We start from the raw sequence: 16,452 nt of genomic DNA, 5'->3' as shown, positions 1-16,452 counted from the left end.
TCCTTACTTATGCCGAAGCTGCCTTTTTATCTTTCCCCTGAACGGGTATACATCCGATACACCCACCATGCTACTTCATGTAACATTTAACACATCCTAGTGCCGTCCTCTTGCCGTCAATGGCTATCCACTTCGTTTTCCAAACGCTCCTTTAGCTTCCTGCTAAAATCATCCTTTGGTCAGTCCTTTTCAATCGCTCCGCGATTGTACTGCATCCTGGCAGTGTCCTCGTTCTTCCTTGCTTCCCTAGCTCTTGTCCCTTTGCTTCCTGCTAAGCTTCTTGCTTTGTTGCCATAATCCTAATCCTTGGCATCAGTTCAATCGTTGAACCTGCGTCTTCTTGACATGATTAAGTTTAGAGAAATGCGGATATCTTGGTAGGCATAAAAAGTAATTTTTTCTAAGTCACAAAAATGACAAAAACAATAAATCCTTTAAAATCATTACAATAAGCAATTATGGGTACAAATTTAAAGGCATTAAACTGATAAAACGCACAGCAATGTGAGATTTATCTCACATTGCTATTTCCAAAACGTCCTTTTGTCAATTTGCTGCTTTGAACATCAAGTCACCTTCAACTTGGTTAAAGCTTAATGCTTTGAACACTTCAAACCCTTCAGAGCTAAAGAATTCGCGCTGTTCAGAGCGAGTAACAAATACGGCTAAACCACTTGCTTGATTGCTTGACTCAACTAAATCATCAAGCCCTCGTAGCAGATATCTGCCTAAACCTTGCCCCTGAAAATGTGGGTCAACGGCTATAAAGGCTAAAAACAGATAATGGCCTTTACTCGAGAGCGCTTCACGAATAGTGCGCTCTTTTTCTATAAGCTGATTGGTTTGCAAGTAACCCGCACTAAGCATCAGTTTTAAGCGCCAATGCCAGTATCGTTCAGCTTGCAGTTCACTTGCCGAATCGAATACACAGGCAATGGCTTTTAATCTACTTTGTGAGTAAAGACCTATTAGAGGCTGCTTTTCTTGCCAGAAACTTGCTAGCTCTTCACGTACTAAAGCACGTAATTTAGTTTCATATTTACTTGGGTTATCTTGTTGAAAACCTAATACATTCTGAAGAACGGGATCATCATGATAGGCTTGATAAATAAGGCTTGCGGCAGTGCTAATATCTTCAGCACTCAGGTATTGCACACTTAAGGTTTCGGGTTCAGCAACTGTCAAAATACTCATCCTTTTATTTGTTTTATTATTTTCGTACTAGACTATAAGGTATATACCCAACAGCGATTAAAGACAAATTCAGCGTAAGTTAAACTGCGGTTCATCATCATTAAGTTCAAGCAGTAATAATTATCGCCATACACAAGGAGCAGGACTATGGATACGACAAAACATGATATTTCGACCCTATTTGCACAACTTGGTTTACCGAGCAAAGAAAGTGAAATAGATGCTTTTATAGCATCCCATCAACTATCTGATACAACCCTATTGCAGGAAGCGCCTTTTTGGGATGAAGCTCAGCAACACTTTTTAGCAGAATCACTTGCAGAAGATGGTGCTTGGAGCGAGGTGATTGATGAATTAGACGCAAGGTTACGCCAGTAACGCCTGCAACCTAATTTACGAGCTAAAATAACATTCTTTTAGCTCGTAAATTAGGAAAGTAATTTCACTCCACATCTATTATTGCTACCATACGCGCGCACTGCAGCCCATATACTGCGGTGCTTTTTAGTCTTTATAAAAGAGTTTATACAAAAATGAATGCCGTTGTATTTGATGCAATTAAAACCCTTCTTGATGAAGGTAAAACCCCGACAGTTGCCTTAACTAAAAGTAAGCTAGCCCAACCAATGCCGATGCCTGTGATCATCGCTGCGGTTAGCCAATATAAAAACAATCCGGATTCAATTAATAATTTCATCAATAACCCGTCAAATGAACAACTGAGTACACCAAAAGAAAGTCAATTGGATCGTATTGAAGCTAAATTAGATAGGTTATTAGCACTGCTTGAGAAAAAATAATGTTTGTTGTCGATCTGACTTTTGATTGCTACCAAGATACTACCTTAGAGCTTGCTGAGCAGGCGATAAACCGCCTAGTGAATGCGCTTCGTTTTAACGGCCAAATAATTGGTGATGAATTCCCAACGGTTTTAAAAGATGGATTTTTCATTACTCGTGTAATGTGCCCAACCGAAGATGCGATGCATCCGCTCAACCATAGCCCGTTTGTAAAACATAGCATTGAGCAATTAAACACTGCAGGCTTACTGGCACCAAAAGTTAAAGTGGTCGGCCAAGACATTCACTCAAATGGCGCAGACATGTGTCATGATCCGTCGTGCTATATTTTGTATACCACGTACGTGCACACCTGTAGCCCGCTTTATTGTGGTGATGACTTTTTGCCTGTGCCGTTATTTCGCATTCCAGCAATTGCCAATGGCGATTACAAAACACTCATTAAATGGCAAGAAGACTGGCAAGCTTGCGATCAAATTCAGATCAATGGTGCAACCCGTTGTGAATTTCCTGCGCTTGAAGAGCTAACTAGCATCAAGAGTGACTTATACCGCCGTGGTCGCGATATCACGAAACGTATTAGTTTTCTAACCAAGAAGCCGGTTTATTACTATTTATATCGTGTAGGCGGCGTTGACAAAGAGTCAGAGCTTAAACGTCGCTGCCCAAGCTGCGATGGCGAGTGGAAATTACCAGAGCCATGGTTTGGCTTATTTGATTTTCGTTGTGAGCCCTGTGGCATTGTTTCGAATATCTCGTGGGACTTTCAATAGCTTAATAAAGGCAATAAATTAAAAAGGCAAAAACCAAATACACGAAAGGGGCAACCGCCCCTTTTTACTTATTAAATTTACACCGTTACTTTGTCTAAAAACTCACTGATGCTATTCGCTAGCACATGATGTGGTTTTTTACCCACATACTCTAAGCAAACCTCACCGCTTTCGACTAATACAGTGATCAGTAGATCATCTTGCTCTGTAAGACCAATAAATACGGTTTCTGGCTGCTTTAGCTTGCGCTTCATTAACACGTGACCGGTAATATTTTGCTGTAAGCGGCTAAAATCATCTTCATTCCATGCTTGTAGCAGTTCAATGTGATGATCATCAATACTCAATAACAAATTACCCGCATAGACATGACCAAACAATGGGCTTAAATCTTCAGGAAACGATAACTCTAGTGCCTTGGCTAAGTCTTCTAAACTGCCAGCAGGTTGTTGTGGAACTGCACACCACTGAATAAGCCCCAGCTCATCTACTTCGCCCTGCTCACATGGACTTGGCCATGCTGTATCATGTTCAATAACAGGAAGCTTTCCTGTGCGTTCGAGGCATTTTTCACTAAATGCTTGATGTAACTTATCTAGTTTTGTAGAAACAGACATACTGCGAAACTCATTGGCTTTAGGTATAATGCCGCCATTGTAACTACAAAAGTGTAAAGATGACAGATTACAGCAACTCACCCGAACTGAAAAACAGTGTTCTTGGTAAAAGCACAGAGTATGTAGATACCTACACACCAAGTTTACTGTTTCCTATTGCCCGTAAATTAAACCGTGATGCATTAGGTGTTAGCGAAGATAACTTACCGTTTAAAGGCCAAGATATTTGGACTGGCTATGAATTATCGTGGCTAAATAGCAAGGGTAAGCCAATGGTCGCTGTGGCAACGTTTGTATTTCCTTGTCAGAGCAGCCATATCATTGAGTCTAAGTCATTCAAACTGTACCTAAATAGCTTTAATCAAACACGTTTTGAGACGCTAGATGGCGTACATCAAGCGCTTAGCAAAGACTTGTCAGATGCAGTTAATGCACCGGTGGTCGTTACTTTATACCAAGCAGATGATTTCAATTGTTTGCCATTTTCAGCGTTACCGGGCGAATGTATTGATGATCTGGATATTGAAATCACCAGCTATGATATTGATGCAAGCTCACTTCGCCATTATGGTGATGAGATTGTCTCAGAAACCCTACACAGTCACTTACTAAAATCGAACTGTTTGATCACCTCACAGCCTGATTGGGCGAGTGTGATTATTCGTTATAAAGGCCAAGCGATTTGCCATGAAGCCTTATTAAAATATTTAATTTCATTTCGAACTCACAACGAATTTCATGAGCAATGTGTAGAGCGTATTTACTGCGATTTAATGCAGCAGTTAAACCTCGAAGAGTTAGAAGTGTATGCCCGTTATACACGCCGTGGTGGTTTAGATATCAACCCTTATCGCTCAACGAATCAAGATGAAACACCCTTCAAGGTAAAAATTAATCGCCAATAACTTTGGTGACAATAAAAAACCGAGTTGTGAACTCGGTTTTTTATTGTCTGAAGATTCGTTACAGATAATTACTCGTCTTTAAAAATACCCACATACGTTGGTGATGTATTTGATTTACTCGCACGGTACATACCAGCGGTGTTAAACGGCAAGCTAATGTTACCTTTAGCATCAATAATGATCACACCGCCTGTGCCACCTATAGGCATTAATACATCGTGGATCACTTCGTTCCCCGCTTCTACAATAGTTTTACCTTGGTATTTTACGCGAGCACAAATATCAGCTGCCACATTGTAGCGAATAAAGTACTCGCCATGGCCTGTCGCAGATACTGCACATGATTCGTTTTCAGCAAAGGTCCCCGCACCAATCACTGGTGAGTCACCTACACGACCAAAACGTTTTGCTGTCATACCACCTGTAGAAGTACCTGCAGCGATATTACCGTTTTTATCAAGTGCAACTGCACCGACAGTGCCCATTTTGTAATTAACCGGCAGGGCTTTGTGTGCAGCTTGGTAGTCTTTGCTAGTTACTTTTTGTTTATCGAGCTTTTCTTTTGCTTTTAATAACGCTTTATAACGGTGCTCAGTATCAAATAGGTTGTTTTCAACCAGCGGCATACCTTGAGTTTTTGCAAACTCTTCAGCACCTTGGCCGCTGAGCATAACATGCACTGATTTTTCCATCACTAAGCGCGCCAAGTTAATTGGGTTTTCAATGTGTTTAACCCCAGCAACAGCTCCAGCTTGGCGTGTACGACCATCCATAATCGATGCGTCAAGCTCATGTGCACCGTCATAAGTATATACAGCACCGCGACCAGCGTTGAAATACGGCGAGTTCTCCAGCACATTAATTGCCGCAGTGATAGCATCTAGGCTCTCACCACCCTTTTCAAGCACGGCATAGCCTGTTTCAACGGCTTCTTTTAGTTTTGCACGGTAAGCTTTTTCTTGCTCTGGCGTGAAGCGGCTCTTTTCAATCGTTCCTGCACCACCATGAATGGCGATAGCAAAAGGTTGATCACTACTGTGGCTTAAAGTACTAAATGATAATGCGCTAAGGGCAATGGCTGAGGTGAGTAATGTTTTTAACATAGGGGCACTTATATTTATTTTAGTTTGTAAGCCCAATGTGAATAATTAGGCGCTGCATTTCAAGCTTTAACCGACGAAAGAAACAAAAAAAGCGCCAAATGGCGCTTTTTTTCAGCTGTTTAAAATTAAGCTTGAGCTGCTTTTAAACGTGCTAAACGTGCTACTTGGTGAGTAGACGTTAAGAAAGAGTAGATAGGTGCTAAGTAGCCACGTTTACGAAGGTCTAAGAACTCTTCATCACTTAGTGAGTTAAGTTTTTTCTCATCAACAAGGTAGATACCGTTGATGTCTTTTTTCTCACCTTTGATTTCTACAGTTAGCGTTTGAGCTACTAGTAGTTCTTTGTCTGCAAGGTACTTAGTGAATGCTTCAGTTACCTGAGAGAACTCGATGAAAGAAACAAGTGCTTCTTTACGACGCTTAAGGTACTCAGTTTCTTCACCGTTTTCGAAAAGTGCATTACCTGTTTCTTCGCTTACAAGTGGGCTTGCTTCGTCGATTACGATACCAAATTGGTCAGCTTCTGGGTGCTTAACAAGACCTAGTGGGTAACGAGTCATAGACATAGGTGCAAATGCAGCTGTCCATTTGTCGTCTTGAATGAAAAGGTTCTCGCCTGGCTCTAGACCAAATAAAGCAACTGCTTGGAATTGACCTGATTCGTTGTTTTTAACAAATGCCATTGGGAATTCATTTGCGATGCGTGCAAATTCGTGTGCAACCACAGGTACTAAGTGCTGAGTTTTCATGAACTCAATGTTGATGCCATTTTGAATTTTAGTGTTGGCATGTTTTTCGTTATGTAAAGGCTGTACTTGTTGCTCCGCCATGATACTGCTCCATTAATTTTATAATATGTTTTTGCTGTTAGTGCCCAAAGCCTATAGGTTTTGGCAACAAAAAGGAAGTGAAAATTTTGTGGCAGTTTGTACATTATAAATTAACAAATTTACCTACATTACCAATCAACCCCAAATGATGAAAAAACAAGCTATAAGCAAGTAAATATTATCACGCATAAGCCACTATTTTTGTTAGTATATTCAACAATTATGGAGAGACTGAGGCAAACAATGGAAAGCTATCAATTAAATAAAGACTATAAAGTAAGCAGCGTTTTCATTGCTGAAATTAATGAGACTGTCATTATTGTTGATGACTTTTTACACAGCCTTGAGCCAGTTTATCAATTTGCTACACAGACGGCCTATTTCCAGCCTTTAGGCAGCGATGGCACACTCTATCCAGGAAAACGAGATGAAATGCCTGCGCCTTACTACCGAGCTTGTGAGCAGCTACTTAACGAACTTTTAGAGCAAGAAATCATTACAAGCGGTGAAAATAATTTATATCTTCACCGCTGTAAGCTTTCATTAGTTACTCAAAATGCGAATGAATTAAATACCTTGCAGCGTATGCCACATATTGATTCAACGGATGATAAAACATTTGCAGCAGTGCATTATTTATCTCCTAAAGAATGGGGCGGCACAGGCATATACAAATACCTCCCCGAGAACATAATTAAAGTGACAGCTGATAACCAAAATAGCGTGCATAACATGATTGCTGATACAGAAAAACACAGCGCAACTCATCAAGGCTATTTAAATGAAACAACAGCGCTTTTTGAAAAAGTGGTGGATATTGAAGCGAAGGTAAATAGGCTCGTAATTTATAAGAGTAACCTATTGCATAGCGCAGCTCTTTTTAATCACAAAAAGTACAGCAATGATCTAAGCAACAGTCGTTTATCTATCTCTTCATTTTTTAGAATTAGCTAAGCTGACTAATACTTTTTTAGCCAGCTCAGTTAATAAAGTTAGTTTTTCTGTAAGCCAAATTTCTTAATTTTATTTAACAGCTCTCTGTGCTTAGGTAGCTCATTTAATAACTGCTTGACGCGCTGCTGTTTAAATTTAGCAACTTGTTGATTGTCGCTCTGCTTATATTGCTGCTTAGTGGGTACATAATGCATACCAAACAATACATATAAGTAGTTTTCTAAGTCGAATAAATCGAACTTACTGGCAAAGTCTTCGCGTACTGGTGTAAAGCGCTGCCAGCGTGCTAGGTTATTTTTTAGTTTTTCTGATAACTGGTCGGCTTTTTTGTTATCACGCCAAAAGGCTGAATCAGTTCTATCCGAAATACAGTAATGCATTTTTATAAAATCGAACGTTTGTTGCCATACATAATTCACCTGCTGATTGTAATCACCAGCAACTAAGTTAATGTCATCTCGGGTACGCGGAAAACGCTTTGCTAATAACCCCGCAGAAAAGTCTGCAATTAAGATGGCAGTTGCTTCAAGTGGCTCAACAAACCCTTGTGACAAGCCTATAGCGACACAGTTTTTGTGCCACATTTTTTCTCTATGCCCTACTTTCATCGGGATCTTTCTTGGCGTTAAGTGCTCAAATTTATTACCTAAATAATGATGCAATTTAGCGTGTGCTTGCTCATCGCTCATATACTTAGATGAATAAACAAACCCCACTCCTCTTCGCTCTGTGAGCGCAATATCCCAGATCCAACCAGCTTGGTGTGCCGTAGCAATAGTGTAAGGCGGTATTTCATCATCGCTTTGTGTCGGTACTTGCAATGTGATTGCAGTATCAGTTAATAAACTATCTGACTTATCAACAAAGCCCACCCCTAGTTTTTGCCCAATAAAGGCAGCCGAAAAACCGGAGCAATCAATAATAAAGTCAAATTCTAAGGCGTTACCTTCTGAGTCGATTAGGTGTGTAATAAAACCTTGCTCATCACAGCTGACATCTTTAATTTCTGCAAACAGGTGTTTTACAGCAAAATGTTGCGTGGCATGGCTTTTTAAGAAAGCAGCAAACTTTTTAGCATCAAAATGATAGGCATAGCCATTGATACCTGCATATTGAGGTGTCGCAATTGTTTTCGGTGCTAGGTTATTTTCACAACACGCATGTTGTTTAGAAACAAAGTCTGCGTAATCATTACCGTTACCCTCAGCAAGCCACTGCTGCGTTAACTCCTCACCGAATATATGTGGGTGATCAAATAAATGATGGTAAAAGTTAGCACCATGTTTGTGTTTATCTAGCCAATTTACAAACTTGATTGACTGCTTAAAAGTAACATCACATTCATTGATAAAGTCACTTTCACTGATACCAAACTTTTGCAAAGAGTTGCGCATCGAAGGAACAGTACCTTCACCGACACCTATGCTGGCAATATTAGGAGACTCGATTAACGTGATCTCAATGCCACTTTGCAAAAGCGCATGACCCAAATGGTTAGCGGCTAACCAACCTGCTGTTCCGCCACCAACAATTGCGATTTTTTTTATCATTTTTACTCGCCCACTTTTTACTCACAAAAAAGCCCAGTGCGAGCTGGGCTTTCTTAATTTCGTTATCTAAATCAAATTAGAAACGTAGTGATACACCTAGCTTGTAGCGTGCTTCACCTTCAAAGCTCCATGCTGGGTAGCCGTTACGAAGCTCAGGTTTAACCTCAGCATCGCCTGTAGCAGTACCAATTTGGATACTATCTTCTTCAGTAATATTAACCGCTTCAAATGTTAAGTCTAGGTAGTCAGTCACAGCAAACTTAGCTGTTAGATCAAGCGTACCGTAGTCTTGATGCTCGCGATTACCATAGAAGTATGGTGCTTCACGAACCATATACTCTGAGCGCCAGTTGTACGCTAAACGTACGCTATAGAAATCTGCTTCATAGTAACCAACTAAATTAACCGTATGCTCTGAAGAGTCAGAGAATAATTCAATACGGTCAGGGAAGTTCTCCGCTGGAGCTTCTGAATCAACCCAAGTGTAGTTCGCTTGATAACCAAAGCCACTGTCGAAACCATCTTGAATTTGCAGCTCGATACCTTTAATCTCACCGCCAGAACCAGTACCCTTTGTAGCAACAGTCCAATTATCAACACCTGAATCTGGATCTACAATACCTATGCTTTGATTCAGAATCTGATCGACTTTTGTAAATGAAGAAATATCTTTGATAAAGTAAGCCGCGCTAATCATGCCGTCACCATCAAAGTAGTATTCAATACCAAAATCAGCTTGGGTTGCTTTGAACGGTTCAAGTCCAATGTTACCAGTAGAAATTACTTCGTTACCAACAGTACCATCTTCATAACCAGAAAGAGATGATGCAGCAAACATATCGCTATAATTGGCACGAGAAATAACTTGTGCTGCAGAGAAGCGTAAAATCAGGTCTTCAGTTAAGTCAAACGCTACGTTTACACTCGGTAAAACTTCACTGTAATCAGCTTTTTCAGTGCTTAACCCATTACCATAACTACCATTCGCATCAAGAGCATAATAATCTGACTCAGCATCTGTAGAAACATATCTTAAACCAAAGTTACCGCGAATCCCTTCTGCCGAAAAATCAGCCATTGCGTATAAAGAGATATTTTCTTCTTGAATTGTTCCGTAACCAGACTTATAAGCAATTGACGTATTGTCGAAACTTGTAATAGCAGCATAACCATCACTAATCATTTGATCTAGGTTTGGCTCTGGTAGTGTATATCCTGCACCTGAAGAAACAGTGCCTGAATAATAGCGAGACGCATCGTATGCAGCGATTGAGTCAACTAAGTTTGCAGTATAGGTTTCTTGCTTAACTTCGTGATCAGCCCAGCGGAAACCTGTTTTGATTGCTGTGATAGCACCGAAATCTACAGGGATAGTTAAGTCGAACTGCGCATAAGTCTCTTCATCTGTGTTAGGTTGCTTTTTAAGTGCCCAACCTGCTGAAGAAAGTTGCCCTTGGAAGTCATCTGGAGTAAACGATTTATTGGCAACATCAATGTCAATTACATCACCAGTTGCATCGTATGTGCCTGCATAATCTGCCGGAGTACCTAACCAGAAACCATAGTTCGCTGTTAAATCTGTACCACCTTCAGATTGTGTATTACCCACTCGACCTTTAAGTTCGAAATTTTCGCCAGCGTATTTGAATTCAAAATCAACCGTATCCGAAGTCATTGAACCTGCGCGTGCCCACGTTTGTGCCCAACCTGGATTTGCTCCTTCTCCAGAACGACGGTAGAAAGTACACGTGCCATCTACATTAACTTGTTCACAAGCAGCATCTTTATCATCAGGGAACATGACAAATAAAGAAGTATTCGCGTTATCAGCCGAAAGATCTAGGCTCATTACATTAAGGCCTAATTCTAAAGAATCAGTTGGACGGTATTGGAAAGCTGCATTGATAGCAGTACGTTCACGTTGTTGTTGGAATGTTGAAGGAACAATATCACCCCAACCAACTAATGACTCAATACCATTACGTTGGTAATTTGTTTCAGAAAATGCTGCTGAAACTAGTGCACCAAAGGTTTCTTCATCATTTTTCCAGCTATAAAGGCCAGAGATTTCAGGATCTGTTTCTTCAGAAATAGTGCCGTAGTCAGCTTTCACACTTCCGAAAAGAGTATTAGCGTCAAGATCTAAAGGCTTACGAGTGTTTACGATTACCGTACCACCGATACCACCTTCAACGAGATTCGCCTGAGATGATTTATAAACCTCAATGCCTCCAACCATTTCTGGTGGAAGTAATGTGTAGTTAAAGCTTCTATCGATAGATTGTTGATCATACCAGCCTGTTGAAGCAACTGAGTGGCCATTCAGTAAAGTACGTGTTAACTGTGCAGATGCACCACGGATGGACACTTGCTGACCTTGACCAAACGCGCGGTTTACTGCTACGCCTGAAATACGGCCAAGCGCTTCACCTACATCACTATCTGGAAACTTACCGACATCTTCTGCAGAAACAGCATCGACAACGCTGTCAGCAAAGCGCTTAGTATTCATTGAAGCTTCAAGTGAACGGCGAATACCGCGAACTTCAATTACTTCAACATCTTCTTGAACTTTAGTTTCATCTGCTGCGTATGCAGCGCCAGTGAACCCAGCACTCATTACGAGGCCGATATTAACTGCTAATAAGCTTTTCTTAAAATTTTTAGCTAACACAGGATTCCCCTTGAATCATTTTGTTGGTTTTTTATATCACTTCTGCCCAGTGATGATGACAACGCTGTCATCTAGTAACAAACCATACACTCTAAATTACATTTGTGCTACATCTTTTTGGTTAATTTGTGCAAAAAATTTACAACGAAATAATCAAGTTATTGATATAACTAATATTTAATATTGAGTTTTTAAGAATTGTTACAAATAAACGGCGCAAATATAGCATGAGTGATATTGCAGATGAAAAGAGCAAAAGGATGAGTTTTTGAAATTTGCTAAAATTTACATGTGTTTTTGTAAGCTTTAGTTTCCATTGGGCGTTTATTAACCATAACTAAAAGTTATATAAAACCTGTTATCTAACAATAAATTAGCTTAAAAAACTAACCTATTCCTAAAAGCACGCTGTCATGTACAAATTATTTTTAACTTTTTCTGGGCAGAATGAGTTAAAGGGGATGTTGAGAATAATAACCAATAACAATAACAGCGTTGTCATTTTTAATTATATAGAGCCATTTTGTACTTGTCTAACACTTTATCGGGCTATTTAAAGAAAGCGTATTTATGCAAAATCGTTTGTTAAAGATGAGAATTTAAAAACAAAAAAGCGAGCATAATAGCTCGCTTTTGACATTGAGTTTGATCAGGCGATTAAGGCGCCCAATAAACTTCAATATTGATATGTGGGTGATTCAATACTGCACGTAAAGGCATGTCAGCAACTGCACCGCCCTCTTTCGCTTGCTTGTAAACAGCCAGTTTTTCTTCACCGCTAATTAAAAGCTTCACAACTTTAGAATCTGCAATCGCAGATAAAGTTAACGTCATACGCTCAGTGATTTTACCTGTTACATCGCTTTCAATAGCGTTAATTGCACATACTAAATCATCTGTCGCAAGACCGTGTTCAAGACCTTCGGCATGAGGGAAAAGAGAAGCCGTATGACCATCTGGACCCATGCCTAAAATTGTCACATCAAAAGGACGCTTTAATGCTTTGTATGCAGCTTCACATTCAGCTACACCATTTTGTGCCGTTAATGCATCATTTTTCATTGTTACGAAATTAGCTGCTGCACCATGGTTTTGTAATAGCGTGCTTTTGATAAATGCTTCATTACTTTTTTCATGATCAGCATCAACCCAACGCTCATCAACCATAGCAACATCAATGTTTGCCCAATCAAGTTCAAGGTTCGATAAGTGCTTATAAGCAGGTGCTGGCGATGAGCCACCCGATACCATTAGTACCGCACGACCATCTTCTTTAATACCAGCAACAAGGCTTTGTTCAAGGCTTGAAGAAAGCTCAGCTGTTAATTCGTCTTTGTTTGCAAAGAATTTTTCAACAATTGTTGCCATCTTAATTACGCCTTATCGCCTGTGTTAAACCAAACGTGGTTGTTTTCTTCTAAAAGCTCATCTGCATCTTCAGGGCCCCATGTACCAGCTCGGTATAACGATGGTGCACCTTTTTCTTGCCAACGCTCAATGATTGGGTCAATCCATTTCCATGCTTGACGCACTTCATCACGGTGAATAAACAGTGATGGGTTATTTGCTGCGGCATCTAACATTAAGCGCTTGTAAGCATCTGAATGGAAACCATTACTGTACGCTTGCGATAACTCAATGTTCATGGTTACTGGTTCTAATTGCATCTCAAGGTTATCAAGGCGCTTAGACATCAGTGTTAATTGAATTGTTTCTTCTGGTTGCAGACGAATAACAAGACGATTTGGCTCAATGTTACCTACGTTGTCGGTATAAACGTTGTGAGATACTTTTTTGTATTCAACAACGATTTCAGCACAACGCTTTTTCATACGTTTACCAGTACGAAGATAGAAAGGAACACCTGCCCAACGCCAGTTATCGATGTGCGCACGAATAGCAACAAAAGTTTCTGTTTTGCTCGCACCTTCGTTTAATTCTTCTAAGTAACCTGGGACGATTTTACCGTCTAAGTTACCTGGTACATACTGACCACGTACAATGTTTGCATCAACATCTTCAGCCACTAACGGACGTAACGACTCAAGTACTTTTAATTTTTCAGTACGGATGCTGTTCGCGTTTAATTTGTTTGGTGATTCCATTGCCACTAAGCAAAGTAATTGTAACAAGTGGTTTTGTACCATATCGCGTAATGCACCCGCTTTATCGTAGAAACCAGCGCGGCTTTCTAGGCCCACAGTTTCAGATAAGCTGATTTGGATGTTATCGATTGATTTAGCATCCCAAAGGTTTTCAAACAGTGAGTTTGAAAAACGCAGTGCCATTAAGTTTTGTACTGTTTCTTTACCTAAGTAATGGTCAATACGGAATACTTGCTCTTCTTTGAAGTATTCAGCAATTTTTGCATTGATTGCTTCAGCAGATTCACCACAGTAACCAATCGGTTTTTCAACAACAACGCGTGACGTTTCTGTGATCAGACCTTTCTTAGATAAGATTTCACAACAGCTACCGTACACTGCAGGTGGTAATGAAAGGTAAAAAACACGAGACTTATCAGCATCGTGTTCATCAAGGATATCTTTTAGTTTATCCCAGTCATCATCGGCTTCGGTTACATTCGTTACAACCGGCACAAGATAAGCTGAAAATGCTTTCCAATCTTTTGCGTTGTACTCACCTTTACCTAAAAAGTCTTGTAACGCTTTATGTGCTGTTTCGATGTATTCTTTGCGTTTGCTTTCTTCACGTACCGTAGGAAGGATACGAGAACCTTGAGGAAGGTTGCCCTCTTGATAAGCGCGATACATTGCAGGAAGTAACTTACGTAACGCAAGATCACCGCCGCCCCCAAAAATTACGATATCAAATGGATTTAACATATATCACTCTCTACATTGGCAATGCCATGTTAATCGACTCATGCAGTATGGCAGTGCGTGTTGTTATCTGGTTGATTGGCTGTGTTAGATGATCCCTTTAACAAAGCCTGTTGAATTTGTTGTAAGTAGTTTACTCATTATTCTTATGTTGGCTGAAGTAAATGAGTCTTAGGGGCTCTGTAAATCCTCTCACAAAAATACAGGCCCTAAGAACTCCAGCGCTACCCGTTCAAAGGTATTCGGTTTGCAGCTGTTGCTGCGAATCTATTACTGCTTACGATGTGTTTTATAGTAAGCGATCAGTCCGTTGGTTGAGCTGTCGTGTGGATGACTTACTTCGTCATCAAATAATTCAGCTTCAATTTTAGAGGCAAGTCCCTTACCTAGCTCTACACCCCATTGGTCAAATGAACAGATTTCTAAGATAATGCCTTGGCAGAAGATCTTGTGCTCATAAAGCGCAATTAAACGTCCTACCGTTTTCGCATCAACTTTATCTAACAACATTGACGTTGTTGGGCGATTGCCTTGGTGAATCTTATGATTCAATAATTCTGCAATTTCTGCTTCAGATTTACCTTTTGCGGTTAAATCTGCAGTTACTTGCTCTGCATCAACACCAGCCATCATCGCTTCGGTTTGTGCAAAGAAGTTTGATAATAAAATATCATGGTGCTTACCAACATTGACTTGCGGCTCAATTGAGGCAATAAAGTCAGCAGGTACAATTACATTACCTTGGTGCAGACATTGGTAAAAAGCATGTTGGCCATTAATACCTGTCATCCCCCAAATAATTGGAACCGTCGTGTAAGGAACCGTTTCACCAGCAAAAGTAACGTGTTTACCGTTACTTTCCATCTCACCTTGCTGTAAATACGCAGGTAACATGTGTAGTGCTTGGTCATACGGTAAAATAGCTTGTGCCGTATAACCTAAAAAGCTAGTGTTCCAAACACTTAAAAGCGCCATTAACAATGGTACGTTATTTTCAAATTCAGCATTTTTAAAATGCTCATCAATTTCAAACGCACCTTCTAGGATCTCTTCGAACGTGTCGAAGCCTAGGTACAGGGCGATTGGTAATCCTATCGCACTCCATAAAGAAAAGCGACCGCCTACCCAATCCCACATTGTGAATACGTTTTCATCAGCAATACCAAATGCCGCTGTTTTTTCTAAATTGGTGCTTACAGCTACAAAGTGCTTAGCAATATGTTCTTGCGCTTGTGCTGTTTGTAAAAACCACTCAACAGCCGATTTAGCGTTAGTCATGGTTTCTGAGGTTGTAAATGTTTTAGATGAGATAACAAATAATGTTGTCTCAACATCTAACCCCTGTAAAACAGATGCAATTTGAACACCATCAACATTTGATACATAGTGAACATTTAATGTGTCGTCAGCATAAGCAGCAAGTGCTTCGGTTGCCATTTGCGGACCAAGGTTTGAACCACCTACACCAATAGCAACAACATCTTTTACAGCTTTACCTGTGTAGCCTAACCACTCGCCACTGCGTACTTTGCCAACAAAGGCTTTCATTTTAGCAAGCTCAGCGTTAACAGCGTCTGTTACGTTTTCACCATCAACCATTACAGCTGTGTTAGCGCGGTTACGTAAAGCAGTATAAAGTACAGCACGGTCTTCAGTAATGTTAATTTTCTCACCACTGAACATCTTGTCGCGCCATGCGCTGATATCGCACTCTTTCGCTAAAGCAATTAATTGTTCAAAAACAGTTTTATCAATTTGTTGTTTTGAGTAATCGAATAATACACCTGGGATCTGAGCAGAGAATTGCTCGAAACGCGTGCTATCTTTGGCAAATAAATCTTTAAGATGAATTTGTTTCATCTTCTTGGCACTTTCAGATAGTGCTTGCCAACTAGCTAATTGCGAACGGCTGCTCATATATATAATCCCCTCAAAACTTGCAACAAACTGATTTTTAACTATCTTTTTATTAATGTTGAATAAAGACAGCAATTAAAAATACGATGAAAATTAACACTAAGTTAAAATAACAACGCTGTCAATGTTCTACTTTTACATTTTATAGTCGAGATAATAGCGCAATTTTTCTCTTTTGACACCGGTATCATAAAAATTATCTCAATTATTTTACTGCTAATTTGGTAGAACATTAGATACACTAACCAACTTATATTAAATATTAATGTACCTATTAAGAAAAAGCGCTCTG

Annotated in this window: 14 protein-coding genes; 5 read left to right on the top strand and 9 right to left on the bottom strand. The window is 40.0% G+C overall.

Features of this window, described 5'->3' with window-relative positions:
• Positions 1–546: 546 nt before the first annotated feature.
• Positions 547–1,194 (bottom strand): GNAT family N-acetyltransferase, encoded by a 648-nt coding sequence (locus J8Z28_RS06465; RefSeq protein ID WP_054563618.1) that lies wholly within the window; start codon positions 1,192–1,194, stop codon positions 547–549.
• 147 nt (positions 1,195–1,341) lie between these two features.
• On the opposite strand from J8Z28_RS06465, the gene J8Z28_RS06460 reads away from it, so the two are divergent.
• From J8Z28_RS06460 to J8Z28_RS06450, 3 genes are all read left to right on the top strand, one after another.
• Positions 1,342–1,572: a DUF2789 domain-containing protein gene (locus J8Z28_RS06460; protein ID WP_036969581.1), complete on the top strand. Its 231-nt coding sequence runs from the start codon at positions 1,342–1,344 to the stop codon at positions 1,570–1,572.
• Positions 1,573–1,727: 155 nt separating this feature from the next.
• Positions 1,728–1,994: a hypothetical protein gene (locus tag J8Z28_RS06455; RefSeq protein ID WP_055021916.1), complete on the top strand. Its 267-nt coding sequence runs from the start codon at positions 1,728–1,730 to the stop codon at positions 1,992–1,994.
• Positions 1,994–2,767: a Zn-ribbon-containing protein gene (locus J8Z28_RS06450; RefSeq protein ID WP_054553724.1), complete on the top strand. Its 774-nt coding sequence runs from the start codon at positions 1,994–1,996 to the stop codon at positions 2,765–2,767. Before J8Z28_RS06455 ends, J8Z28_RS06450 begins: the two co-directional genes overlap by 1 nt.
• Positions 2,768–2,844: 77 nt before the next feature.
• Here the strand turns inward: J8Z28_RS06450 and syd are convergent, their stop codons facing one another.
• Positions 2,845–3,384, bottom strand: coding sequence for a SecY-interacting protein (gene syd, locus J8Z28_RS06445; protein WP_250660112.1), 540 nt, complete (start codon positions 3,382–3,384; stop codon positions 2,845–2,847).
• Between the two features lie 59 nt (positions 3,385–3,443).
• Here syd and queF point away from each other — a divergent pair, with 59 nt between their 5' ends.
• Positions 3,444–4,289, top strand: a complete 846-nt coding sequence (queF, locus tag J8Z28_RS06440) for an NADPH-dependent 7-cyano-7-deazaguanine reductase QueF (RefSeq protein ID WP_250660111.1) — start codon at positions 3,444–3,446, stop codon at positions 4,287–4,289.
• Positions 4,290–4,357: 68 nt separating this feature from the next.
• On the opposite strand, the gene J8Z28_RS06435 is transcribed toward queF, so the two are convergent.
• Positions 4,358–5,392 (bottom strand): isoaspartyl peptidase/L-asparaginase family protein, encoded by a 1,035-nt coding sequence (locus tag J8Z28_RS06435; protein WP_054563615.1) that lies wholly within the window; start codon positions 5,390–5,392, stop codon positions 4,358–4,360.
• Between the two features lie 125 nt (positions 5,393–5,517).
• Positions 5,518–6,222: a SapC family protein gene (locus J8Z28_RS06430; RefSeq protein ID WP_054563614.1), complete on the bottom strand. Its 705-nt coding sequence runs from the start codon at positions 6,220–6,222 to the stop codon at positions 5,518–5,520.
• Positions 6,223–6,465: 243 nt separating this feature from the next.
• Between J8Z28_RS06430 and J8Z28_RS06425 the strand changes: the two genes are divergently transcribed.
• Positions 6,466–7,176 (top strand): DUF6445 family protein, encoded by a 711-nt coding sequence (locus tag J8Z28_RS06425; RefSeq protein ID WP_250660110.1) that lies wholly within the window; start codon positions 6,466–6,468, stop codon positions 7,174–7,176.
• Positions 7,177–7,214: 38 nt separating this feature from the next.
• On the opposite strand, the gene J8Z28_RS06420 is transcribed toward J8Z28_RS06425, so the two are convergent.
• From J8Z28_RS06420 to pgi, 5 genes are all read right to left on the bottom strand, one after another.
• Positions 7,215–8,726: a tryptophan halogenase family protein gene (locus J8Z28_RS06420; RefSeq protein ID WP_055021919.1), complete on the bottom strand. Its 1,512-nt coding sequence runs from the start codon at positions 8,724–8,726 to the stop codon at positions 7,215–7,217.
• 76 nt (positions 8,727–8,802) lie between these two features.
• A complete protein-coding gene (locus J8Z28_RS06415) occupies positions 8,803–11,400 on the bottom strand; it encodes a TonB-dependent receptor (protein WP_152968941.1) in 2,598 nt (865 codons plus the stop codon).
• 657 nt (positions 11,401–12,057) lie between these two features.
• A complete protein-coding gene (gene pgl, locus J8Z28_RS06410; protein WP_054563611.1) occupies positions 12,058–12,768 on the bottom strand; it encodes a 6-phosphogluconolactonase in 711 nt (236 codons plus the stop codon).
• 5 nt (positions 12,769–12,773) lie between these two features.
• Complete coding sequence (gene zwf / locus J8Z28_RS06405) at positions 12,774–14,246, bottom strand: glucose-6-phosphate dehydrogenase (RefSeq protein WP_054563610.1); 1,473 nt, start codon at positions 14,244–14,246, stop codon at positions 12,774–12,776.
• A gap of 267 nt (positions 14,247–14,513) precedes the next feature.
• Positions 14,514–16,160 (bottom strand): glucose-6-phosphate isomerase, encoded by a 1,647-nt coding sequence (pgi, locus tag J8Z28_RS06400; protein WP_250660109.1) that lies wholly within the window; start codon positions 16,158–16,160, stop codon positions 14,514–14,516.
• Positions 16,161–16,452 lie beyond the last annotated feature (292 nt).

Source organism: Pseudoalteromonas sp. SCSIO 43088, from assembly GCF_023650795.1.
Lineage (GTDB): Bacteria > Pseudomonadota > Gammaproteobacteria > Enterobacterales > Alteromonadaceae > Pseudoalteromonas > Pseudoalteromonas shioyasakiensis.
Note: the sequence above shows the minus strand (reverse complement) of the source record. Positions and strands in the feature narration are given on the sequence as shown.